This window comes from Kribbella sancticallisti (assembly GCF_039530625.1).
In the GTDB taxonomy this organism is placed as follows: domain Bacteria; phylum Actinomycetota; class Actinomycetes; order Propionibacteriales; family Kribbellaceae; genus Kribbella; species Kribbella sancticallisti.
The window spans coordinates 201,102-224,243 of record NZ_BAAAOS010000017.1 but is presented as its reverse complement, the minus strand read 5'-3'; the positions used below and the strand labels follow the sequence as shown (position 1 = coordinate 224,243).

The window sequence follows — 23,142 nt, the reverse complement described above, 5'->3', positions numbered from 1 at the left end:
GCCCTATCTGTAGGAGAGCAGTTCGCTGCCGTCGAGATGGCCGTGCTCGTTGAAGCTGATCAGCGTCAGCCCGCTGCGTCCAGAGACCAGCTTGGTGATCGCGGTGTTGACCGTCACCGGGTTGAGCCGCAGCCACAGGTCATCGCCACCGCTGAGGAGCCGCCCGACCACGGCCGTGATCGGACCACCCGAGGTGAACACGATCGCGGACTCCCCCCTTGGCCAGGCGATCCGCAGTACGGCGTACTGCGTCGTCCGAGCGGGCGCAGAACGCGGCGAAGGGCTCGGGGTACCCAGCGCCGTCGCTGCGGGCCCATCGCTCGGTCGCCGCGCCGAACATCTCCTGGAACGCGCGCGCAGGATGCCCGGTCCTGGCGAGATCGGCGAGCAGCACCGCGCGCCGTTTGTAGGCCGGCTTGTACGCCACGATCACCTGGTCGTGGTCGAACTCGTTGAACCCTTCGTCGACCTCCACCGGTACGTCGAGCCCGGCCGCGCGCAAGGCGATCTCGGAGGTCTGGGCGTGCCGCCGCATCGCTCCGGTGACGACGAGATCCGGCTTCAGGCCGCGCGTGGCCAGCGCTTCCCCGAGCCGGACGGACTGTTGCTCACCTTGCGGCGAGAGGCGGTCGTAGTCGCTGCGGCCGAACGACGCCTGCGCGTGCCGGATCAGGTAGATGGTCGGCACTCAACGACTCATGATTCTGCGGCAGCGCCGCTCCAGGAGGTTGACCGGCAACCAGAGGTTCTTGAACCGTGGGTTCCGGGTCTGCTTGTGGTGGTAGCGGTAGTAGATCTGCTGGGCGATCACCGCGAGCCGGAACAGGCCGAACACCTCGTAGAACGCCCAGTTCGCGGGTTCGAGGCCGGTCTTCGCGCAGTAGTAGCGGACGATCTCGTCCCGGCCGATCATGCCCGGTACGTCGGAGGGCTGCATCCTGAACCGCCGGAACGCCCAGTCGTCGTCGGCCTGCACCCAGTACGCGAGCGCGCTGCCGAGATCCATCAGCGGATCGCCGAGCGTCGCCAACTCCCAGTCGAGCACGCCGATGATCTTCAGCGGGTCGTCGGGGGCGAGCACCACGTTGTCGAGCCGGAAGTCGTTGTGGATCACGCAGATCCGTACGTCGGTCGGCCGGTTCTCCTCGAGCCAGGCCATCACCTTCTCGTAGCTCGGCACGTTCCAGGTCTTCACCTTGCGGTAGCGGCCGGTCCAGCCGGAGACCTGGCGCTCGACGTACCCTTCGCCGCGGCCGAGATCCGCGAGTCCTGCTGCCTCCGGGTCCACCTGGTGCAGGTCGACGAGCGTGTCGATCAAGGTGTAGCCGAGTTGCTTCGTCTGCTCAGGTGTCAGCTCGACGCCGAGCTCGGACCGCCGCGGGATGGTGCCGGCGATCCGCTCCATCACGTAGAACTCCGACCCGAGTACCGCGTCGTCCTTGCAGTGGGCAACCATCCTCGGCACGTGCGGGAAGACCGGCGCCAGGCCCTGCTGGATCCGGTACTCCCGGCCCATGTCGTGTGCGCCCTTGGCTTTGGTCCCCACCGGAGGGCGCCGCAGGATCAGGTCTCGGTCGGCGTAGCGCAGCAGATAGGTGAGGTTGGACGCACCGCCGGAGAACTGACGGACCTCAGGCAGGCCTTCCGGCAAGACGGTAGACGCCCTAAGCCAGGTGTCGACCGCGGGCACGTCGAAGGCGTCCTCGTCCCGAACCGGTCGTGCGCCTTCCACCGCTGTTTGGTCTACTCCCATCACCGCTCTCCGGCAGCAGCCTCGGCGCTCGGCTGGGGTGCTTCGGCGCGGTCGCGGGCCCGGGCGGCGATCTTGCGCATCTGCCGGTCGTAGAGCGGCCGGGCGAAGCGCTTGGTTCGCCAAGCCAGCAGGGCGGGCCGGTCGGGGATGATCAGGAACTGCTGCTTCTTGATCCCGGCGATCACGTTCGCGGCGATCTCGTCCGCGGTCCGGGGAGACTTCTCGATCAGCCGGCGGGCGCTCGCGCCCATCTCGGTGTCGTCGCCCTGGATCGAGTCCGCCAGGTTGGTCCGGAAGAACGACGGGCAGACGACGGACACGGTCACGCCGTACGGGTGCAGTTCGTGCGACAGCGTCTCGGACAGCGCGACCACGCCGGCCTTGACCGTGTTGTACGAACTCATCATCGGCGGGTGCACCAGCCCGGCCGCCGACGCCGTGTTCACGATGTGCCCTGAGCGCTGCTTCTTGAACACCGGGGTGAACGCGCGGCAGCCGCGGACCACCCCCATCAGGTTGATGTCGACGACCCGGTCCCACTCGTCCAGGGACTCGACGTCGATCCGGCCGCCGGTGGCGATCCCGGCGTTGTTCACCAGGATGTCCAGCCCGCCCCAGTTCTCCTCGCACCACGCGACCGCCGCGTCCCAGTCCGCCGCATCGCGCACGTTCAACTGCCGGTACTGCGCTCCGTCGGGCGCGGCCGACTCCGCCGCCACGTCGGTACTGAGCACTTGGTGGCCCTCAGCAACGAATCGGGCGACGAGGGCGGCGCCGAGTCCGCTGGCTCCACCGGTGACGAGAACCCTGCTCACTGCGACTCCTTCGGCTGATCCCGCGGTTGGTACTTCGCGAGCTCGATCTTCGCGACCACTCCACGATGCACCTCGTCGGGCCCGTCGGCCAGACGCAGCGCCCGGGCACTCGTCCAGGCCGCGGCCAGCGGGTAGTCGTCGGACAGCCCGCCGCCACCGTGCAACTGGATCGCCATGTCGATCACGTCCTGCGCCATCCGCGGCACCGCCACCTTGATCTGGCTGACCTCGCTGAGCGCGCCCGCGAGCCCCTTCGTGTCCAGCAGGTACGCCGTCTGCAGGACCAGCAGGCGGGCCTGGTTGATCGCGATCCGGGCGTCGGCGATCCGCTCGCGGTTGCCGCCGAGGTTGACCAGCGGCTTGCCGAAGGCGGTCCGGCTGGTACCGCGCTGGAGGGCGAGCTCGAGCGACCTCTCCGCGAGCCCGATCAGCCGCATGCAGTGGTGCACCCGGCCCGGTCCGAGCCGGCCCTGCGCGATCTCGAAGGCGCGACCCGGACCGACCAGGATGTTGGCGACCGGGACCCGGACGTCGGTGAAGGAGACCTCGCCGTGGCCGTGCGGTTCGTCGTACCGGCTCATCGCGGGGAGCAGGCGCTCGACCTTCACGCCGGGGGTGTCCCGCGATACGAGGACCATCGTGTGCCGGGCGTAGCGGTGGGCTTCGGGATCGGTGAGGCCCATGAAGATGAGCAGTTCGCAGTCCGGGTGACCGACGCCGGTGCTCCACCACTTGCGGCCATTGATCACCACCTCGTCGCCCTCGACGATCGCGGTCGCTGCCATGTTCGTGGCGTCGGAGGAGGCGACGTCGGGCTCGGTCATGCAGAACGCCGAGCGGATCGCGCCGTCCAGCAACGGCTCGAGCCACCGCTGCTTCTGCTCGGCGGTGCCGTAGCGGAGCAGGACCTCCATGTTGCCGGTGTCGGGCGCGTTGCAGTTGAACACGTACGGCGCGAGGAAGGACCGGCCGGTGAGCTCGGCGATCGGGGCGTAGTCGAGGTTGCTCAGCCCTTCGCCGTACGCCTCGTTGCCGGGCTCGGCGGGCGGGAGGAACAGATTCCACAGCCCTTGCTTGCGAGCCTTCGCCTGCAGTTCCTTGAAGGCGGCCTGCGGCTGCCACGGGTCTTCGGAAGCGCGGATCGCGGCGTGCAGGTCCGCTTCGACCGGCTCGATCTCGGTCCGGACGAACTCGTCGACCTTGCCGATCAACTCCTGCGCCCTGGCGGACGGCTCGAAACCCATCAGCTGCTCCTCGACCTCGGCTGAGCATTGACGGTAGCGCACTTACTGAGCAATGCTCAATAGTGTGAATGCTCTGGATGCGGAGGGCGAGGCCGGTGCGCCGAACGGGCGTCGGCGGCGGCTCACCGCGGACGATCGCCGCCGGCAACTGGTCGGCATCGGGTTGATGATGCTGCGGACCCAGCCGATCCACGACCTGTCGATCGACGCCGTGGCGGCCGAGGCGGGGATCTCTCGCGGGCTGCTGTTCCACTACTTCCCGACCAAGCGCGATTTCTACATCGCGGTGGTCAGCGCGGCCGGTCGCCGCCTGCTGCGGGTCACCAAGCCCGACCCGTCCCTCCCGGCCGACGAGCAACTCCGCCAGATGCTGCTGTCGTTCGTCGCCTTCGTCACCCGCCGCCGCGACTCCTACATCTCCTTCGTCCGCGGCGCCGCCGGCGGCGACATCTACGTCGTCGAGATCTACGCCGAGACCCGCGCCGCCCTCACCACCCGAGTCCTCAATCTCCTGGACCTTCCCCCGGAGACCGACCAGCCCGCCTCACGCGACCGCCTGACCATCCACGCTTGGCTCGCCTACGTCGAGGACCTGACGCTCGAGTGGTCCAGCCTCCCCCCGGCCGACCGCCCGTCAACAGCCGAACAACTCGTAGACCAGTCAGTCGCCGCCCTGCACGCACTCCGCACACTCTGAAGTCAGTGGTTGGGGCCGGCTGTCGAGGCGCGCGGGATGAGTTCGGTGGCTAGTTCCACGTGGAGGGCCTCGAGCTCGTGGCGGTCGAGGAGGCGGATGAGGAGGCTTACGGCCATGCGGCCCATCTCCTGCAGGGGCTGACGGACCGTGGTGAGGGCCGGGAAGGTGGCCCGGCTGAGGTCGATGTCGTCGAAGCCGGCGACGGACAGGTCGCGCGGTACTACGAGGCCGCGGTCGGCTGCGGCTTGGAGGGCGCCGACCGCGGCCTTGTCGTTGAAGGCGACCAAGGCTGTCGGCGGGTGGGCCAGGTCGAGTAGCTGACCGGCCGCCCGGCGGCCTTGGTCGATGGTGGGCTCGACCGGGCGGACGAGGGCCGGGTCCGGCAGGATTCCGACGTCGGCGAGCGCGGCGGCATGGCCGCTGAGGCGGGCGTCGCTGGCGAGCCACTCGCTGGGGCCGCCGATCACGCCGATCCGGGTGTGGCCGAGCTCGACCAGATGCGCGGTCACCTGGCGGGCGCCGGAGAAGTGGGCGGCCGATACCGCGGCGATGTCGCGCGGCAGCGGAGTACGGGGGTCGACGACGACGAAGGGGAAGCGGCGCGAGCGCAGTTGGATCAGTTCGTCGCTCGTCTCCGGCGGCAGGATCAGGATCGCGCCGGCCAGATCGCGCTGCGCGGGGAGCCGGGCGAGGACCTGGTCGTGCTGTGTCGCCTCGCCCGCGTTGAGGACGAGTTGACGTCCGTGCCGGTCGAGCGTCTCGGCGATCGAGGAGACGATCAGGCCGAAGTAGTCGGTCAGCACGTACGGGCAGCGCAGGTAGACGGCTCCACCGACGGGTTTCGGCGAGCCGCCCCGCGGGCTCGGCGCGCGGCCCCCGAGGCGCTGGACGGCCTGCTCGACCAGTTCACGGGTCTGCGGCGCGACGCTTCCGCTCTGGTTCAGCACCCGGGAAACAGTCGCGATCGAAACCCCGGTCTCCGCCGCGATGTCCCGCACGGTGACCCGGCTAGGCATTTGTTACATCGCTCTGTTTCATATCTCGCACTCTAGTTCACCTTGACAGGCCACGGTAGGCGTCGTTTCCTGAGGTCCGGATGTTGCGGACTTGTTTCATTTGTTTCATCGGGGTTGACCGAAGGAGTGCGATGAGGAGACAGGCGATCGGGGCGGCGTTGGCCGGTTCCGCGCTGCTGGTGAGCGGAGTGTTGAGCGGCACCGGCGCGCAGGCCGAACCGGCCGGCAAGTCCACGACGAAGGCGCGGGTCTGGGTGACCACTCCCGACCGGGCCGAACTGCTGCACGAGCGAGCGCCCGTCGCCTTCCAGAAGGGGCAGAGCGCGGAGACGACGATCACGGTCGACCCCGGCACGAAGTACCAGACGATGGATGGCTTCGGCGCCTCGATCACGGACTCGTCCGCGAGCGTGCTCTATCGGCTGACGCCCGCCGAGCGGGACAAGACGATGTGGTCGCTGTTCGACCCGGCTCAGGGCATCGGCGTCAGCTTCCTGCGCCAGGTGGTCGGCTCGTCGGACTTCACCGCGGCCCCGCAGCACTACACGTACGACGACAGGCCGGCCGGGCAGACCGACTTCCCGCTGAGGCACTTCAGCATCGCCCACGACCAGGCCCAGATCCTGCCGCTGTTGCGCCGCGCCAAGCAGCTGAACCCGTCCCTCAAGGTGATGGCGACGCCGTGGAGCCCGCCCGCCTGGATGAAGACCGGCGACTCCCTGGTCGGTGGCCGGCTCAAGGACGACCCGGCCGTCTACAACGCCTACGCGCGCTACCTGGTGAAGTTCGTGAAGGCGTACGAGGCGGCCGGAGTACCGGTGGACTTCCTGTCGGTGCAGAACGAGCCGCAGAACCGCAAGCCGAGCGGCTACCCCGGCACGGACATGCCGGTGCGGCAGCAGGCCGCGGTGATCTCCCAGCTCGGCCCGATGTTGCGCGCGGCCAGCCCGCGGACGAAGATCCTCGGCTACGACCACAACTGGTCGACCCACCCCGGCGACATCGGCACGACGCCGCCCGGTGAGGACCCGGAGACCGACTACCCGTACCAACTGCTCGACAGCCCCGCCGGCAAGTGGATCGCCGGTACTGCGTACCACTGCTACTCCGGGAACCCCAGTGCGCAGACCGCGCTCCACAACACCTTCCCGGACAAGGGCATCTGGTTCACCGAGTGCTCCGGCTCGCACGGGCCCAACGACACCCCGGCGCAGATCTTCCGCGGCACGCTGACCTGGCACGCCCGCACACTGATGCTCGGTACGACGCGCAACTGGGCCAAGTCCGTCGTGAACTGGAACATCGCGCTGGACGACAAGGGCGGTCCGTTCAACGGCGGCTGCGAGACCTGCACCGGGCTCGTCACGGTCCAGCCGGACAACAGCGTCACCACCGACGCGGAGTACTACACGATCGGGCACCTGTCGAAGTTCGTGAAGTCCGGCGCGGTCCGGATCGCCAGTACGTCGTACGGGACGACCGGGTGGAACGGGCAGCTCATGTCATCGGCGTTCCGCAACCAGGACGGCTCGACCGCGCTGCTGGTGCACAACGAGAACGACGACCCGAGGAGCTTCGCGGTAGCGGTCGGGGACGAGTACTTCGAGTACACGCTGCCCGGTGGCGCCATCGCAACGTTCACCTGGCCGCGTTCGCGCTCGCTGGAAGGAAACCTGTCACCCGTGTCGCTGACGGGTGGCACGGCGAGCGCAGTACCGGCTGCTGATGCGGCGCTTGCCTTCGACGCGGACGGTTCTACGGTGTGGCAGTCCAAGGCCGCGCAGGCTTCGGGGCAGTACGTGCAGGTCGACCTCGGTACGGCGAAGCAGTTCCGCCGCGTCGCGATCGACAGCGGCGGCAACGCGGGCGACTATGCGAAGAGTTGGCAGGTGTCGACCAGCTTCGACGGCACCAGCTGGCATCCGCTGGCGAGCGGCACGGGCGCCGGGCAGCTCACCAACGTCGACGTGAAGCCCACGCGCGCACGCTTCGTCCGCATCTCGTCGACCGGTACCAGCGACCACTGGTGGACCGTGGCCGACGTACGCCTCTACAACTGACGTTCGATCCAGGCGGCGACCGCACCGGCCGTTTGGTTGTCTCTGGCAATGATCTGTAGTCCGACCGGGAGCCCGGCCGTCGGTAGAGGGATGCTGACGGCCGGGAAGCCGGTGACGTTGGTGAGGCGGGTGTGGCGCATCAACTGCGCTCTGACAGCCGCCTCGTCGACCAGTGATTCGAGCAACGGGGCCACTACCGGGACTGTCGGCAGCAGCACGCCATCCACTGTCTGCAAGAGGTCGCCGAAAGCAATGGTGAGGTCAGCGGCCTCGGCCTGTGCCTGGACGTAGCGCCAGGCGGGGACCTCGGCAGCGTCGCGCAGCCGTTGCTGGACGTCGGGTTGATAGGTGGCGATAGCCCGGCCCGCATGGTTCGCCACAGCCTCCGGTCCCTGCAGGTCCACTGCCGTCTTGAGTGTCGCGGCCCAGTCAGGGAGCTCCACAGGAGTTGTCTCGAACAACTCCATCGCCTGGGACCAGGCCTTGCCGACCTCTTCGTCGTAGTCGAGGTACTCCGGGTTCGACGCCAGTCCGAGCCGTGGGCGGTCGACTGTCGCAGTTGTACCGCCGGTTAGTGCGTTCACGGCGTAGACGGCGTCAGCCACGGTGCGGGTGAGCACGCCGACGTGGTCCTGGCTCTGGGACAGCGGGAACACGCCATCGACCGGCAGAGTGTCCCGTGCGGGCTTGTAGCCGACTACACCGCACAGTGCCGCCGGAATCCGCACCGAACCTGCAGTGTCCGTGCCGATCGCCAGCGGCACCACGCCGGCCGCCACAGCAGCGCCTGCGCCCGAGCTGGATCCGCCAGTCATCCGGGATCGGTCATGCGGGTTGCGGCAAGGTCCAACGCGGTTAGACGTACCCGTGCAGCCGTAGGCGAACTCGTGGCTGTGGCTGAGCCCGATGATCACCGCTCCGGCGGCTCTCAGTCGGCTGACCACCTCGGCGTCCCGGCCGGCGATCCCGTCCATCGCAGCGGATCCGCAGCGATACGGCATCCCCTCGACCTCGATGATCTCCTTCACCAGCACCGGTACTCCGGCCAGCGGTCCGTGCCTGGCCTGCTTGGCGGCTCGCCGGGCACCCTCGGCATCGAGGTGCACGACGGCGTTCAGCCCGGACGTCTCCTCCGCACGCCGCAGCGCCTGCTCGACCAGCTCGACCGGGTCCAGCTCACCCGCACGGACTTGGGCCGCGATCTGCTCCAGGGACCTCACGCCCCCATCAGATCACCTCGACTGTGGAGCTGCCGCGCGCAGTACGAACCTGGTAGTTGGTGCTCACCGCAGCAGCACCGTTCTGCGGGTGAGGTCAGCCATGCAGAAATGCTGAGAGGTATAACGAATCAGGGAAGACCTCAGCGCGATCAATGGGTGACGGTAAGTAGACCTCACTGCCCTCCGCGGGCCCAGTGAGGAAAGCGAAACAGCAGCGTCACCGCCGATTGCTACCGTCCGGACCATGACCGATGCGCTGGAACTGATGGAGGGCGTCGAACTCCGCCCGGCCGCGCGGACCGACCCGGCCGTGGTCGCGCTGACGACCGCCCAGCAGGCCGAACTCGCCGCGATCTACGGCGAGGACCAGCCCTTGGTCGCCCTCCACCCCGACATCGAGTTCATCGTCCTCCTCGTCGACGGCACCCCCGCCGGCTGCGTCGGCCTGCAACCGATCGGCCCCGGCCTAGGCGAGATCAAACGCATGTACGTCGAACCGTCCTCCCGCGGCTGGGGCCTTTCCCGCCTACTCCTAGCCCACCTGGAGACCCAGGCCCGCGCCCAGGGCCTGACCACCCTCCGCCTGGAAACCGGCACCCAGCAACACGAAGCCATATCCCTCTACACCCGCCACGGCTACACTCCCACCCCGCCCTACCCACCCTTCGAACACGAACCAGCCTCCCTCTGCTTCGCCAAGCAGTTGGGCTAGAGGGCGCTGGAGTAGAGATCCTCGAGCCCGACAGTCAGGACCTCTGAGCCGAGATCTTCCTCGAAACCAGCGCCGCTGTAGCAGGCAAGAATCGTGTCTGCGGTGTCGTAGTCCTTGGAAAGCAACTGGCGTGCCCGCGCGAGCCGATCGAGATGACGCCGCCCCATCACCTCGCCCCACTTGACCTCACCGAGAGACAGGATCTTCCGGCGGCGGCCTGGCTCAGCCGGGGCCAGCACGACCACGCCGACCTCGATCTGGCTCCTGTTGTAGTGATCCGCCACGACGCCCGCACCGATCTCACCCGGGAGCTCCCCGAAGAGTTCGACCGGCGCTGCCGTGGCGTACTCCCGGCAGATCTGCTCGAAGTGTGGACCGACCACCTGCGAAAAGAATCGCGCTCTGGCAGCCTTCCAGACGTTCGCCGCCCGGCCACTCTCGAGCAGACCCCACTGCGGTCGCATGACCACCTGATAGAAGACCACCAGGGGTTCGGCCACTTGGTAGCCCGAGCGACCTGACCTGAACACGTCCTGCTGCCGGCGAAGAAGTCCACTGTCTTCCAGAACCGCCAGATGATGACCGATGTCGGTCGCTTTCCGGCCGACGTAGTTGGCGATCCCGCCTCTCGTACTGTTGCCTGAAGCCACGGCGGCGAGCACGGAGTGGTACAGGGCACTGTCCCGGACGTCCATCTCCTCCTGCAGGAGATACCTCGCCTCCCTGAACAGCGGACTTGCCGGGCTCAGCGCCGTTCGCAGTACCCAGTCGTCGAAGTCCTCCATCGACCGAGGGCTGTCGTCATTGACGAATCTCCGGTACGCAGGGGTGCCCCCGACCACGGAGTGCAGAAGCACGGCAAGACGCGGATCAACTGCTCCCCAGAACTCGGCGGCCAGCAGGTAGTCGAACGGCCGGACCACCAGCTCCAGGGTGGCCCGGCCTCGCAGCGGAGCCGTTCCGGCCAGGAGTCCCCCCATCACCGACATCACCGATCCACAGAGCAGCAGCCTGGTCTGCCGCCCGGCGGATGCCGCCTGGTCGATCTCTCGTTGCAGGATCGAGGGCAGTGCGGGCGACACCGCGCTCAGGTACGGGAACTCGTCGATGACGAACGGGCCGGGCGATCCGTCGATCGAGAAGAGGAAGCGGATGGCGGCGTCCCAGCTGTCGAACCGCGGCGGCGACGGCGCGCGCAGGTGCTCACCGATCGCGGTCGCGAAGAGCGCGAGTGATTCGGTCTCCATCGCCTGGGTCGCGCCGAAGTACAGACCTTTCGTCTGCTGTGCCAGCGCCTCGACGAGATAGGTCTTGCCCTGCCGGCGGCGCCCGCTGACCACACCCAGCTGAGGATGCTCGGACGAGGCCGTCGCGAACCGCTCCAGGTGGGCCCACTCCTGATTGCGAGCGAAGATGCGAGCAGGTTTCCTCATGACATAGAACTATACTTATAATAAATACAGTTCTACAACGTTGGGAAGCTAGTGGGGGAGGTTGAGGACGAGGTTGGGGCCGTCTCGGTGGAAGCCGAGTTTGGTGAGGTAGGGGGTTGAGTCGCGCATGCGGGGTGGGGCCATTACCTGGTGGAAGCCGTGGTCGGTGAAGACGTCGCTGCGGCGGTAGACGAACTCGCCGGGGGTGAAGTCGCGGTATTCCGGGAGCACGTAGTCCAGGTCGATCTGGGCGCGGCCCTCGCCGGCGTCGTGGGCCAGGACGACGCCGACCGTGCGCTCGCCGTGCTGGACCAGGAACGCGTACGGGCTCGCGGCCGAGGTGAAGCCGGGGTTGAACTTCGAGATGTCCTTGTGGTGCGCGGTCAGCACGTGGCCGAGGTACGCGTCGGTCGAGTTGACCTCGAGCACGGCGTACTCCGCGTCGTCGTGCCGGTGCCGGAGCAGCCGCCACAACTGCACCACGTTGATGACGGCCAGGACAGCGTTCATCCCGACCATCGGCCAGACCGGGATGGCGAGGTTGAAGCCGACCAGGACGACGCAACCGACCAGGTTCAGCAGCCGCAGTCGCAGGATCCGGGTCTGCAACAGCGACACCACAACCAGCGCCGATCCGCCCCACCCGATGATGCTCAAGAGGTCCACGCCGTGAGATTAGACCAGGCACCACGCTGGACTGGTTCGTCCAGACTGGCCGTGTGTGACCGACTTCGTGCTGCTCAACGGCGAACCACTGGAGTTCCAGCGGATTTAGCCGTCGCCGCCGCCTCCGCCGCCTTCCATGCCGCCGCCGTAGTCCCCGATTCCGCCGAGGTCGCCGGTGTAGGCGCCGCCGCTGTTCCAGTCGCCCCAGGTTGTCGCACCGGTCTGGCTTTCGAAGGTTGCGATCGCGATGTAGGACGCGCCGGCACCGCTGGCGAAGTAGCCGGCGCCGTACGGCGCGACTGCGGCGCCTGCCTCCCAGTAGGGCACTCGGCGTGAGTGGAAGCGGACGTAGCGCACCTCTGGCTCGTCCCCCGCCTTCAGCCGGGCAGCATCCTGGGCACAAGCCGGCACCTTGCGCGTGCCGTGCCCGGCCTGGGTCCAGAGCACGTCCGTGGTCGACGGGCCGTGCTGCGGATTGAAGAAGCAAGGCACTCTGCGTTCGGGAACCGGCTCACCGGCCACTCGGGCGCGGACACAGATGATCGCGTACCGGCCCGTCGCCAGGGTGTCCGTCACCGTGCTGATCGAGTCGGCGGACTTGATCCCACGCACCGTTCGCTGAGCAGCCTCGTAGGCGTCCAGCCCGCGCTGGTAGTCCAGCCGGGTCTCCGCATCCAGTTCGCGACCGTCCACCGCCTCGCCGAGTCTGCTCAGCTCCTCGCCGAGCAGGGTGACGTCCTCGTCGGCGAGCCGCTTGATCTCCTCGAGTTCCTCGGTGTCACCGCGCTTGGCGGCTCTCCGGTCCCACCAGTACCGCCCACCGAGCGCGATCCCACCGCCGCTCAGCACCGCCAGAAGCCACAACATCTCCTGACGGTACCGCCGCGGAACCGCGCCGGGGAGCGCTCAGGAACGGCTGTTCCACCAAGCCAGCAGCTTCTCCCGGGCCTGCTCCTCGCCGAGCGGGCCCTCGTCTATCCGGAGCTCCATCAGGTAGTTGTAGGCCTGCCCCACGTCACGGCCGGGACCGATGCCGAGGATCTGCATGATCTGGTTGCCGTCCAGGTCCGGCCGGAGCGCGTCCAGCTCCTCCTGCTCCTGCAGCCGGGCGATACGAGTCTCCAGATCGTCGTACGCCGAACGCAGCGAGTCCGCCTTCCGCTTGTTGCGGGTGGTGCAGTCGGCCCGGGTGAGTACGTGCAGCCGGGTCAGCAGCTCGCCGGCGTCGCGGACGTACCGGCGTACGGCGGAGTCGGTCCACTCGCCGGTGCCGTAGCCGTGGAAGCGCAGGTGGAGCTCCACGAGCTTGCCGACCTGGTCGATCTGCTCGTTGCTGAACCGCAGCGCCTTCATCCGCTTCTTCGCCAGCTTCGCCCCGACCACGTCGTGGTGGTGGAACGTCACCTTGCCCGCGCCCTCGAACTTGCGCGTCTTCGGCTTGCCGATGTCGTGGATCAGCGCGGCGAACCGGGTGACGAAGTCAGGACCGTCCACCGTCAGCCGCGGCTCCAGGTCGATCGCCTGCTCCAGCACGGTCAGTGAGTGCTCGTACACGTCCTTGTGCCGGTGGTGCTCGTCCAGCTCCAGCCGCAACGCGGGCAGCTCGGGCAGCACGTGGTCGGCCAGGCCGGTCCCGACCAGCAGGTCCAGCCCGACCCGCGGGTGGTCCGAGCAGACCAGCTTGATCAGCTCGTCCCGGACCCGTTCGGCGGACACGATGGTGATCCGATCGGCCATCGCCGTCATCGCCGCGACCACCGCCGGGTCCGGGGTGAAGTTCAGCTGCGCCGCGAACCGGGCCGCGCGCATCATCCGCAGCGGGTCGTCGGAGAACGAGTCCTCGGGCGATCCCGGCGTCCGGATCACCTTGTTCGCGACGTCCTCGAGGCCGCCGTACGGGTCGACGAAGCGGTGCGACGGGAGCAGCACCGCCATCGCGTTCATGGCGAAGTCGCGCCGGGCCAGATCGCCCTCCAGGCTGTCGCCGTACGCGACGTCCGGTTTGCGCGAGGTGGGATCGTAGGACTCCGACCTGTACGTGGTGATCTCGAGAATCCAGTCACCCTTCCGACAACCGATGGTGCCGAACGCCTTGCCGATATCCCAGACGTGGTCCGCCCAGCCGGCCAGCAGCCGCTCCACCACCTCCGGGTGGGCGGAGGTGGCGAAGTCGAGGTCCTTGCTCCCCCGACCCAGCAGAATGTCCCGGACAGGACCCCCGACCAGGGCGATCTCGTGCCCGGCGGCAGCGAACCGGCTGCCGAGCTCGTCGACCACCGGCGCGATCCGCAGCAGCGACTGGACACCTTGTCGCTGCACCGCGGACAACGATCCGGAAGAGGCTGAGCGGTCGGGAGTAGGGGACACAGGGAACTAGTGTGCCGCTGAGGGGATTGCTCGAGTGACGGGGGTGTCCAGGATGGTGCATCGCAAGGCGGCGGAGCTGCCTCGATGCGGGGTTCATCGCGGCTGCTTCGCCAACGCCGCGAGGTGCCGTCCTGGGCGGCCCCGGCGCCGAGTAATCCCGTCAGCGGCACACTAGGTTACGGTGACGGCGTGTTGAGACGGCGACTGAGGCTCTCCGCGGCTGCGGCGACGGGCCTGCTGCTCGCTGCGGCGTCAGCGGTTTCCGGCCCTTCCGCGGCGGTCGCGGCACCCGCTGCCGAGGATCCGGCGGTGGACGTCAGCATCGATTCGTTCAGCCCGGCGGCCCCGGCCCCGGGCCAGGCCGTGACGATCACCGGGCGTGTCACCAACACCAGTACGACGACCTTCGCCAACCCGCAGGCCGGCGCCTGCATCAACCGCGAGCGGCTGACCACCCGCGCCCAGCTCTCGACCATCGACATCGAGGCGGACGAAGCACTCGACAACCGCAACGACTGCGTCGGCCTGACCACCTCCGAGTCGACCACCTTCCAGTTGCTCGGACCGCCGCTGGCGCCGAAGGCGTCGGTGCCCTTCAAGCTGGTCGTGCCCTGGAACGAGTGGAAGATCGGCAAGAACACCGGCGTCTACACGGTCGGCGTGCGGTTCCGTGGTGACGTCACCGAAAGGGACCGCACCACCGGCGGCCTGAGCCTGACCCTGATGCCGGTGATCGACGCCGGCAAGGCGCGCAAGGTGAGCACCGCGCTGGTGCTGCCGCTGCGGCACCGCCCGACGCTGCTGAAGGACGCCGTCTTCGCCAACGACTCGCTGGCGGAGTCGATGGCGCCCACCGGTCAGCTGGGTCGGCTGCTCCAACTGGGCCGGCAGCGGAAGGTCACCTGGCTCGTCGACCCCGCGATGCTCGAGGAGGCGCGGCTGATCCAGACCGGCAAGTACCAGGTCCAGGACCCCGACGGCCGGACGAAGCCCGGCACCGGACAGAAGGTCGTCTCCACCTGGCTGCGGGAGTTCGAGCTCAGCCACCAGCCCGGCAAGAACCAACTGGTGATGCTTCCCTGGGGTGACCCGGACGTCGCCGGTCTGTTCGCCGCCGGCGACCCGCTGAAGGGCCTGGTCGCCAACTCGCGGTCGTTCACCGAGCAATACGTCGTGGGCGGCCCCCATCCGAACTTCACCCCGGGCCTCTGGCTGGAGAACGGCGCGGCGAACAGCGCCAACCTGGCCCGGGCCTCGACCGGCTACGCGGGCGACTGGGACCTCGACGTCACCCTGGTGAACAGCTCGGCCTGGTCCCCGGCCGACCGGCCGAACCTGCTCGCGTCGCCGCGGTTCAACGTGGCGACGCCGCAGGACCCGGTCAAGTCCGTCGAGACGATCGTCTCGGACGACAGCCTGATCGCAGCCGGTCCGGATCCGGCGACGGCCGACCGGCCGGTGCAGATCCAGCAGCGCTTCGCGGCCGAGACCGCCCTGACGGCCGCCGGCCGGAGCCGCGCGACGGTCGTGGTCGTACCGCCGCGCGGCTGGGACGACGAGGGGACGAAGACAGCCGCGCTGGTCCAGAGCATGGCCCTGCCGTGGATCACGCCGGTCGATCTCCAGCAGGTCAAGACCCTGAGAGCGCTGCCGGCCAAGCCGATCACCCAGAAGCCGGCCGCGGCGCTGCCCGACGGACAGCTCGACCAGCTGAAGAACCTGAGCCAGGCGACCGCGACGTACCGGTCGTTGCTCGCCGACCCGAACCCGGCCGACCAGGACCTGAAGAAGTCGTTGCTCCGGCTGAGCTCGTCCAGCTGGGCCGGGTTCCCCGACGAGGCGCAGCGGTACGGCACCTACGAGCAGGCCGCGATGGCGAACCAGCTCGCCAAGGTTCACCTGGTCAACTCGGCCGTCGACAGCGGCCGGCGCAAAGAGATCAAGGTCAACCTCTCGGGCAGCAAGGGCACCTTCCCGCTCACCGTCGAGAACGAACTGCCGTACTCCGTCCGGGTCCGCATCGAGGTCACCTCGGCGAACCGGACCGACCTGCGGATCGCCCGGCTGGAGACCCGGCTGCTGGCCGCCCGGCAGAAGGCGACCTTCCAGATCAACGCGAGCGCCGAGCAGAACGGCCTGATCAAGGCCAACGCCCAGGTGGTCTCCGCCGAAGGGCTCCCGATCGGCAAGTCGCAGGAGTTGCTGATCGAGGCGGCGCAGTACGGCAGCGTCGGGTGGGTCCTGGTCGGCGCCGCCTGCGCCCTGCTCTTCGGTACTTCGGCCGTCCGCATCTACCGGCGGGTCCGCTCCGAGCGGCGCAACCCGTCGACGCCCGAAGCCGGCGCCGACCCGCTGCACCCGGCACCGCTGGAACCCCGGGACCTGGCCGCGTCCGACTCCGCCGACCCGGTCCAGGCCGGGGCCGGGGCCGAGACCGAGGCCGGGGTCGAGCCGAACCCGCTGGAGCCGGTCGAGCCGCTGCGGGTCACCCCGGACCGGGGCGCCGGCGTACCGGAGAACGGGCACACCGAGCCCGGCGAGAGCCTGAAAGAAGGAGTCGGTACGAAGGATGGCTGACCGCACCCTGCGCTCCGCGGCGGTGATGGCAGCCGGAACGGTGCTGTCACGCCTGCTCGGATTCGTCCGGATCGCCCTGCTCGCGGCCGCCATCGGCACCGCCCTGCGCGGCGACATCTTCACCGCCGCGAACACCATCCCGAACAGCCTCTACATCCTGCTGGCCGGCGGTGTCTTCAACACCGTGCTGGTGCCGCAACTCGTCCGGGCGATCAAGAACCACGACGACGGCGGCCGCGACTTCACCAACCGGCTGCTCACCTTCGGCTTCGTCGTCCTGGCCCTGGTCACCGTGCTCTGCGTGCTGCTCGCGCCGCTGATCGCGCAGCTCTACCTGCCGAAGGAGCTGCAGGACCCGTCCCGCGCCGCCGAGAAGGCGTCGATGGTGATGTTCGTCCGGCTCTGTCTGCCGCAGATCTTCTTCTACGGCGCGTTCGTGCTGGTCGGCCAGGTGCTGAACGCCCGCCGCCGGTTCGGCCCGATGATGTGGGCGCCGATCGCGAACAACGTGGTCGCCTGCGCCTCGATCGTGATCTTCCTGCTGGTCTACCGGGCCGGGGACAACCCGCCCACCTTCAGCCACGGCGAGGAGTTGCTGCTCGGCCTCGGCCACACCGTGGGGATCGCGGTGCAACTGCTGGTGCTGCTGCCGTACCTGAAGGCCAGCGGCCACACCTATATGCCCAAGTTCGGCCTGCGCGGTACCGGGCTCGGGCACACCGCCAGGCTCGGCATCTGGACCGTGCTGTTCGTCGCGGTGAACCAGGTGACCCTGGTGGTCGTCACGCAGCTCGCCATCGCGGGTAGCGCCTCGGAAGATCCCGGCGCCAAGGCCGGTCTGTTCGCCTACAGCACGGCGATGCTCATCATCCTGGTGCCGCACGGCATCGTGACGGTGTCGCTCGCGACGGCGGCGCTGCCGCAGATGTCGTCGCTGGCGTCCGAGGGCGACGTGACGGAGGTGGCCCGCCTGTCGGCGCGGTCGATCCGGCAGACGCTGGCGATCGTCGTACCGGCGGCGGCCGCGATGGTCGCGTTCGCGTATCCGATCGTGACCGTGATCGCCGGCTACGGGTCCGGCAAGAACAACCTGACGCTGATGGCGTACACGCTGATGGCGCTCGCGCTGGGAATCATCCCGTTCACCGTGCAGTACTTCCAGCTGCGCACCTTCTACGCGTTCGAGGACACCAGGACGCCGTTCTTCCTGCAGTGCGTGATCGCGACGACGAACATCGCCGCCGCGATCATCGGCGTCCGGGTGATCCTGGACGAGGAGCACCTGCGGTTCAGCGGCGTGATGCTGGGTGGCGCCTTCGCGCTGTCCTACCTGGTCGCCGTACTGCTGTCCCGGCGGGTCCTGGCCCGGAAGGTGCCGCGGGTCCGCGGCGCGGGGATCGGCCTGCCGCTGCTCGCGATGGTGATCGCCGCGGTGATCGGCGCCGCCTTCGGCCGGGGTGCGCTGCTGCTGCTCGACTCGGCGGTCGACTGGAAGGGCCCGCTCGCCGCGATCCTGCAACTGGCGGTCGCCGCGATCGTGATGCTCCCGGTCTACGTCGGCGTCGCCCGGGTACTGCGAATTCACGAGGTCATCGACGTCGTGTCCATGGTCACATCGAAGCTGCCGGGGCGGCCCCGGCGGTCCTGATCGGGCCGCTTGTGCACTCGTGCACCACTTCTGGGCTGACGGGGGCACTAGCATGGGGCCTGCGATCGGACCGCCAACCGCTCGCAGCCGGGTCCTGCGCGACTGGATCCGGAGCGGAGACGCAGGACGACCAGTGCATCGAGGAGGGCGAGAGACACCGTGTCGAACCAGACCGTCAGTCCTGGTGCCCTGCTCGCAGGCCGCTACCGGATCGCCGAGTTGCTCGCGGAGATCGACGGTGCGCGGGTCTGGCGGGCAGTGGACGAAGTGCTCAGCCGGGCAGTGGTCGTGGACGTCCTGCCGGTCGGCGACCCGCGGACGAACCTGCTCTTCGACGCCGCCCGGCGCGCTGCCGCCGCGGCCGACCCGCGCTTCCTGCGGGTCCTCGACTGCGACATGCACGAGGGCGTCACCTACTGCGTGCGGGAATGGGCCGGAGGCCGTCCGCTCGAGCGCATGCTCGGCGCCGGACCGCTGACCGGCCAGCAGGCCGGCTGGCTGGCCCGCGAGGTTTCCGAGGCCCTGGAGAACCTGCACCGCACCGGCCACTCGCACGGCTCGATCAGCCCGTCCACCGTCGTCGTGACGGACGCCGGCGCGATCAAGGTCGTCGGCCTCGCCACCGAAGCGGCCCTGCGCGGCACTGGCCCCGGTAGTCCGGAAGCTGACGTCCGCGCGCTCGGGGAGTTGCTGTACGCCTCCCTGACCGGCCGGTGGCCCGGTCCCGCTCCAGCGTGGGGGCTCCAGCCCGCACCGGTCGAGCACGGCCGGCTGCTGAGTCCTCGCCAGGTCCGCGCCGGGGTGCCACGCTCGCTGGACGACATCTCCGACCGGCTGCTCGGCAACCCTCCGCGCCACCACGCCGCACCGATCACCAGCGCCGCGGGTCTGTCGGCCGCTCTGTCCGGCGTGATCGGCAGCTCGCACGAGCCGCCGAGCCAGATGGACGAGACGGTGGCCGTCGCCCGGCAGAACGGCAGCGTCGACGACGCCACCCAGGTCGCGCCCGCGCTGCAGGTGCCACCCGCGCTCGATCCGACGCCGCCGGCGCCGCAGTACCCGCCGAACGGGCAGACGGCCCCGCAAGCGGCGTACTCGGTCGCTCCGCCGACGGAGCCGATCCGCCGGCAGGCGCCGAACCAGAACGGCAACGGCCGGCGCAAGCCGCCGGTCGACGAGCCGAGGCCGCGGGGCAGTTGGGGCGGCCGGATCCTGATCCTGCTCGCCATCCTGGCGCTGCTGTCGGTGATCGGCATCGCGCAGTTCCTGGTGAAGGGCGCGATCAACAACGACCAGGGCTCCGACGACACCGGCGCGAGCAACCCGCCGCAGACGAGCGGTCCGCCGCCGGTGACGAACGAACCGGTCAAGATCGTCGCCGCGAAGGACTTCGATCCTGAGCCGGACGGCAACGGCGAGGAGCACCCTGAAGAGGTTCCGAACACCTTCGACGGCAAGGCCGGCACCACCTGGACGACGATGTCGTACAAGCGGCGGCCTGACCTCGGTGGTACCAAGGACGGCGTCGGCATCGTCTACGACCTCGGCGCGCCGACGAACGTGTCGCTGGTGACGGTCAACCTGGTCGGTGACAAGACCAGCCTCGAGCTGATGGTGCCGAAGGGCGACACCGGCAAGTCGCCGGCCGCGGTCAGCGGCTGGACCTCCGTCGCCTCGCTCAAGGATCAGGGTGAGAAGGCGGAGCTGAAGCCGGCCGAGCCGACCCAGACACGGTACGTACTGGTCTGGCTGACCAGCCTGCCGAAGGAAGGCAGCGGCTTCCGCGGCGAGATCTCGGAGGTCACGGTCCAGAAATGACCTCCCTTGACTCGAGCCCCACGCCACCGTCCCGGTCGGGTGTCACCAGGATCGGGCCGGCGGGCGACGGGGCGGCCCGACCGCCCGGGTACGACGCGATGGACGACCACGAACTGCTCCGGCTGCACGTGGCCGGCAACCCGGACACCTTCGGCATCCTGGTCAAGCGGCACCGCGACCGGATGTGGGCGGTCGCGATCCGCACCCTGGGCGAGCCCGAGGAGGCGGCCGACGCGCTGCAGGAGGCGTTCATCTCGGCCTTCCGCCGGGCCGACTCGTTCCGCGGCGACGCCAAGGTGACGACCTGGCTGCACCGGATCGTCGTGAACGCGTGCCTGGACCGGATCCGCCGCCGCCAGGTGCGGCAGGCCGACCCACTGCCGGAGGACGAGGACCGCGCGGCCGAGTTGGCCGGACCCGCCGAGGACGACCCGGCCGAGGTCCGCGAGCGCCGGCTCGACGTCCTGAACGCGCTGAAGCAGATCAATCCCGACCAGCGCAGCGCGCTCGTGCTGGTCGACATGGAGGGCTACTCGATCGAGGAGGCGGCCGCGATCCTCGGCTGCGCGCCCGGCACGGTGAAGAGCCGGTGTGCCCGCGGCCGGGCCCGGTTGCTGCCGCTGCTGCGGCACTGGCAGACCACCCGCGGCGGCTCCGACGTACCGGCGAAGACCGCCGCTGAATCGGTGGGAACCGAATGACCGGGCCGTCCGTCGAAGCGTGGTCGCCATCCTGCGACCTCGCGATCGTCTACCGGAGCACCTCACCGATGACCACACTGCGCACCTCCCGTGAGGAGGCGAGTTCCCGATGACCGAGTCAGGTCTGCCGACCAGTGAGCATCTCGAGCACCTGGACACCGACACCATCGCCGACCTGATCGAGAACCTGCTGCCCGCGCCCGAGGCGCATCGCGCTCGTGAACATGTGAAAGCCTGTCCGGACTGCCAGCAGACCTACGACGCGCTGCTGCAGCTGACCGAGGACCTCGCCGACGAGGGCCGGGCCGACATCCCGATCCCGACCGACGTCGCCGACCACCTCGACGCCGTGATCGTCTCCGAGTCCGTACTGCGTTCCTCCACCGTCGGCGTGCACTCCCTGGTCCAGTTGCGGGAGCAGCCGCGCCGGCACCTGCCGAAGCTGGTGCTCGCCGCGGCCGGCGTGCTCGTGGTCGCCGCGGCCGGCGTGGGTGTCGTCGTCAGCACGGCGGACCACAGCGACGAGGGCGCCGCCGGGATCAACCCGACGATCGTCCCGACCGACGTGCCGAGCCTGACCACCGAACAGGTCGGACCGAGCGTGCAGAAGTGGCTGGAGAACGCCGGCGGATCGGTGCTGAACGGGGACGCGTCCGAGATCGACTGCGCCCGGATCTTCGCCTCCGGCCGGCCGAACCCGCAGCTGCGACTGGTCCAGCCCGCGAAGGTGGACGGCAAGCGATCCACCGTGATCGGGCTGCAGGGCGGGTCGCCGCAGGACATCCAGATCTCCGTCGTCACCGGCTGTAACACCTCCGGTGGCGTCGCTGCGCCGTTCTACGACACCTCCATCACCTTGCGTAACCGCTGAGCCCGCTCGGTGAGCCACCGGCATGGCGCGTACGGGCGGTGGGTACGGTATTCACACTTCCCCCGCCCCACCGCCCCGGTCAGGAGGGAATGGTCGGCCTCTAGGATCCGTTGAGTACGACGTAACCACCGTCTCGACGACACCGAGGAACGCCTGAATGAGCGACGCAGAAGTCCGTAACGTCATCGTCATCGGCTCCGGCCCGGCCGGCTACACGGCCGCGGTGTACGCGGCGCGCGCCCAACTGGCGCCGCTCGTCTTCGAAGGTTCCGTCACCGCGGGTGGTGCGTTGATGACCACCACCGAGGTCGAGAACTACCCGGGCTTCGCCAACGGGATCATGGGCCCGATGCTGATGGACGAGATGCGTACCCAGGCCGAGCGGTTCGGCGCCGAACTGGTCCCGGACGACATCGTCAAGGTCGACCTGACCGGCGAGATCAAGGTCGTCACCGACTCGGGCGGCACCGAGCACCGCGCCAAGACCGTGATCCTGGCGATGGGCTCCGGCTACCGCAAGCTGGGGCTGCCGCACGAGGAGCGGATGTCCGGGCACGGCGTGTCCTGGTGTGCGACCTGTGACGGTTTCTTCTTCCGTCAGCACGAGATCGCCGTCGTGGGTGGTGGCGACACCGCCATCGAGGAGGCGACCTTCCTGACCCGGTTCGCCGACAAGGTGACCATCGTGCACCGCCGCGACGAACTGCGCGCCTCGAAGATCATGGCCGAGCGGGCGTTCACCAACGACAAGATCGAGTTCGCCTGGAACAGCGAGGTGGCCGAGATCCACGGTGACGACAAGCTGACCGGGATCACCCTGCGGGACACCGTCACCGGTGATACCCGCGAGCTGCCCGTCACCGGCCTGTTCATCGCGATCGGTCACGACCCGCGGTCCGAGCTGGTCAAGGGCCAGGTGCACCTGGACGAGGACGGCTACGTGCTGGTCCAGACCGGCGGCACCCACACCAACCTGCCGGGCGTGTTCGCGGCCGGCGACCTGGTCGACCACACCTACCGTCAGGCCATCACGGCCGCCGGGACCGGCTGTTCGGCCGCCCTGGACGCCGAGCGCTACCTCGCGACCCTGGAGCACAACGCCGCCGGCGCTGCTGCGGCGGCCGCCACCGAGCCCGTCTCCGTCTGACCTCACACTCAAACTGAAGGAGTTACGCCCGTGGGCGAGAAGATGAACGCCGTCACCGACGCCGAGTTCGACGCGACCGTGCTGAAGAGCGACAAGCCGGTCCTGGTCGACTTCTGGGCCGAGTGGTGTGGCCCGTGTCGCCAGGTCTCCCCCATCCTGGAGGAGCTGGCCGGTGAGCACAGCGACAAGCTCACCTTCCTCAAGATGAACGTCGACGAGAACCCGGTCACCCCGAGCAACTATCGTGTTACCGGTATCCCTACCATCAACGTCTACGTGAACGGTGAACTGGCCAAGTCCATCGTCGGCGCCAAGCCCAAGGCCGCGCTGCTGAAGGAGCTGTCCGACTTCACTGCCTGAGTGTCCCGGTCAGGACATTCATTTCCGCCGCACGGCA

At 68.9% G+C, this 23,142-nt stretch carries 21 protein-coding genes; 10 read left to right on the top strand and 11 right to left on the bottom strand.

Going from position 1 to position 23,142, the window contains the following annotated elements:
* Nucleotides 1-3: 3 nt before the first annotated feature.
* Genes ABD255_RS08710 through ABD255_RS08690 form a run of 5 tightly spaced genes read right to left on the bottom strand, consistent with a single transcriptional unit; the run spans nucleotide 4 to nucleotide 3,812 of the window.
* Nucleotides 4-171: a hypothetical protein gene (locus ABD255_RS08710; protein WP_344211689.1), complete on the bottom strand. Its 168-nt coding sequence runs from the start codon at nucleotides 169-171 to the stop codon at nucleotides 4-6.
* Complete coding sequence (locus tag ABD255_RS08705) at nucleotides 140-688, bottom strand: histidine phosphatase family protein (RefSeq protein WP_344211687.1); 549 nt, start codon at nucleotides 686-688, stop codon at nucleotides 140-142. The genes ABD255_RS08710 and ABD255_RS08705 overlap by 32 nt, the downstream gene beginning before the upstream one ends.
* A complete protein-coding gene (locus tag ABD255_RS08700; protein ID WP_344211685.1) occupies nucleotides 689-1,753 on the bottom strand; it encodes a phosphotransferase family protein in 1,065 nt (354 codons plus the stop codon). It lies immediately after the preceding gene.
* Nucleotides 1,753-2,568, bottom strand: coding sequence for an SDR family NAD(P)-dependent oxidoreductase (locus ABD255_RS08695; RefSeq protein ID WP_344211683.1), 816 nt, complete (start codon nucleotides 2,566-2,568; stop codon nucleotides 1,753-1,755). Before ABD255_RS08695 ends, ABD255_RS08700 begins: the two co-directional genes overlap by 1 nt.
* Complete coding sequence (locus ABD255_RS08690; RefSeq protein ID WP_344211681.1) at nucleotides 2,565-3,812, bottom strand: acyl-CoA dehydrogenase family protein; 1,248 nt, start codon at nucleotides 3,810-3,812, stop codon at nucleotides 2,565-2,567. The genes ABD255_RS08695 and ABD255_RS08690 overlap by 4 nt, the downstream gene beginning before the upstream one ends.
* A 64-nt stretch (nucleotides 3,813-3,876) precedes the next feature.
* Between ABD255_RS08690 and ABD255_RS08685 the strand changes: the two genes are divergently transcribed.
* A complete protein-coding gene (locus tag ABD255_RS08685) occupies nucleotides 3,877-4,509 on the top strand; it encodes a TetR/AcrR family transcriptional regulator (protein WP_344211679.1) in 633 nt (210 codons plus the stop codon).
* A 2-nt stretch (nucleotides 4,510-4,511) separates the two neighbouring features.
* Here the strand turns inward: ABD255_RS08685 and ABD255_RS08680 are convergent, their stop codons facing one another.
* The gene (locus ABD255_RS08680) at nucleotides 4,512-5,525 is read right to left on the bottom strand and encodes a LacI family DNA-binding transcriptional regulator (protein WP_344211677.1); all 1,014 of its coding nucleotides are present in this window, start codon (nucleotides 5,523-5,525) and stop codon (nucleotides 4,512-4,514) included.
* Nucleotides 5,526-5,656: 131 nt separating this feature from the next.
* On the opposite strand from ABD255_RS08680, the gene ABD255_RS08675 reads away from it, so the two are divergent.
* Nucleotides 5,657-7,585, top strand: a complete 1,929-nt coding sequence (locus tag ABD255_RS08675; RefSeq protein WP_344211675.1) for a discoidin domain-containing protein — start codon at nucleotides 5,657-5,659, stop codon at nucleotides 7,583-7,585.
* On the opposite strand, the gene ABD255_RS08670 is transcribed toward ABD255_RS08675, so the two are convergent.
* Complete coding sequence (locus ABD255_RS08670) at nucleotides 7,576-8,805, bottom strand: amidase (protein WP_344211673.1); 1,230 nt, start codon at nucleotides 8,803-8,805, stop codon at nucleotides 7,576-7,578. The two genes, ABD255_RS08675 and ABD255_RS08670, sit on opposite strands and share 10 nt — an antisense overlap.
* Nucleotides 8,806-9,049: 244 nt before the next feature.
* Here ABD255_RS08670 and ABD255_RS08665 point away from each other — a divergent pair, with 244 nt between their 5' ends.
* The gene (locus tag ABD255_RS08665) at nucleotides 9,050-9,517 is read left to right on the top strand and encodes a GNAT family N-acetyltransferase (RefSeq protein ID WP_344211671.1); all 468 of its coding nucleotides are present in this window, start codon (nucleotides 9,050-9,052) and stop codon (nucleotides 9,515-9,517) included.
* Here the strand turns inward: ABD255_RS08665 and ABD255_RS08660 are convergent.
* The 4 genes from ABD255_RS08660 to ABD255_RS08645 form a co-directional block, all read right to left on the bottom strand.
* Complete coding sequence (locus ABD255_RS08660) at nucleotides 9,514-10,950, bottom strand: AAA family ATPase (protein WP_344211669.1); 1,437 nt, start codon at nucleotides 10,948-10,950, stop codon at nucleotides 9,514-9,516. The two genes, ABD255_RS08665 and ABD255_RS08660, sit on opposite strands and share 4 nt — an antisense overlap.
* 48 nt (nucleotides 10,951-10,998) lie before the next feature.
* Nucleotides 10,999-11,616, bottom strand: a complete 618-nt coding sequence (locus tag ABD255_RS08655) for a hypothetical protein (protein ID WP_344211668.1) — start codon at nucleotides 11,614-11,616, stop codon at nucleotides 10,999-11,001.
* Between the two features lie 105 nt (nucleotides 11,617-11,721).
* On the bottom strand, nucleotides 11,722-12,483 hold the full coding sequence (locus ABD255_RS08650) for a hypothetical protein (RefSeq protein WP_344211667.1): 762 nt from the start codon (nucleotides 12,481-12,483) through the stop codon (nucleotides 11,722-11,724).
* Nucleotides 12,484-12,522: 39 nt separating this feature from the next.
* Nucleotides 12,523-13,944 carry a CCA tRNA nucleotidyltransferase gene (locus ABD255_RS08645; RefSeq protein WP_344212332.1) on the bottom strand — a complete coding sequence of 474 codons (1,422 nt, stop codon included), beginning with the start codon at nucleotides 13,942-13,944 and terminating at the stop codon, nucleotides 12,523-12,525.
* Between the two features lie 228 nt (nucleotides 13,945-14,172).
* Between ABD255_RS08645 and ABD255_RS08640 the strand changes: the two genes are divergently transcribed.
* The 7 genes from ABD255_RS08640 to trxA all read left to right on the top strand — a co-directional run bounded on the left by ABD255_RS08640 (nucleotide 14,173) and on the right by trxA (nucleotide 23,105).
* Nucleotides 14,173-16,560: a DUF6049 family protein gene (locus ABD255_RS08640; RefSeq protein ID WP_344211666.1), complete on the top strand. Its 2,388-nt coding sequence runs from the start codon at nucleotides 14,173-14,175 to the stop codon at nucleotides 16,558-16,560.
* Nucleotides 16,553-18,208, top strand: coding sequence for a murein biosynthesis integral membrane protein MurJ (gene murJ / locus ABD255_RS08635; protein WP_344211664.1), 1,656 nt, complete (start codon nucleotides 16,553-16,555; stop codon nucleotides 18,206-18,208). Before ABD255_RS08640 ends, murJ begins: the two co-directional genes overlap by 8 nt.
* A 159-nt stretch (nucleotides 18,209-18,367) precedes the next feature.
* Nucleotides 18,368-20,026, top strand: a complete 1,659-nt coding sequence (locus ABD255_RS08630) for a hypothetical protein (RefSeq protein WP_344211662.1) — start codon at nucleotides 18,368-18,370, stop codon at nucleotides 20,024-20,026.
* Nucleotides 20,023-20,727, top strand: a complete 705-nt coding sequence (sigM, locus tag ABD255_RS08625) for an RNA polymerase sigma factor SigM (protein WP_344211660.1) — start codon at nucleotides 20,023-20,025, stop codon at nucleotides 20,725-20,727. The genes ABD255_RS08630 and sigM overlap by 4 nt, the downstream gene beginning before the upstream one ends.
* A 109-nt stretch (nucleotides 20,728-20,836) precedes the next feature.
* The gene (locus ABD255_RS08620; protein WP_344211658.1) at nucleotides 20,837-21,598 is read left to right on the top strand and encodes an anti-sigma factor family protein; all 762 of its coding nucleotides are present in this window, start codon (nucleotides 20,837-20,839) and stop codon (nucleotides 21,596-21,598) included.
* Nucleotides 21,599-21,755: 157 nt separating this feature from the next.
* On the top strand, nucleotides 21,756-22,745 hold the full coding sequence (gene trxB / locus ABD255_RS08615; RefSeq protein WP_344211656.1) for a thioredoxin-disulfide reductase: 990 nt from the start codon (nucleotides 21,756-21,758) through the stop codon (nucleotides 22,743-22,745).
* Between the two features lie 42 nt (nucleotides 22,746-22,787).
* On the top strand, nucleotides 22,788-23,105 hold the full coding sequence (trxA, locus tag ABD255_RS08610) for a thioredoxin (protein WP_425554400.1): 318 nt from the start codon (nucleotides 22,788-22,790) through the stop codon (nucleotides 23,103-23,105).
* Nucleotides 23,106-23,142 lie beyond the last annotated feature (37 nt).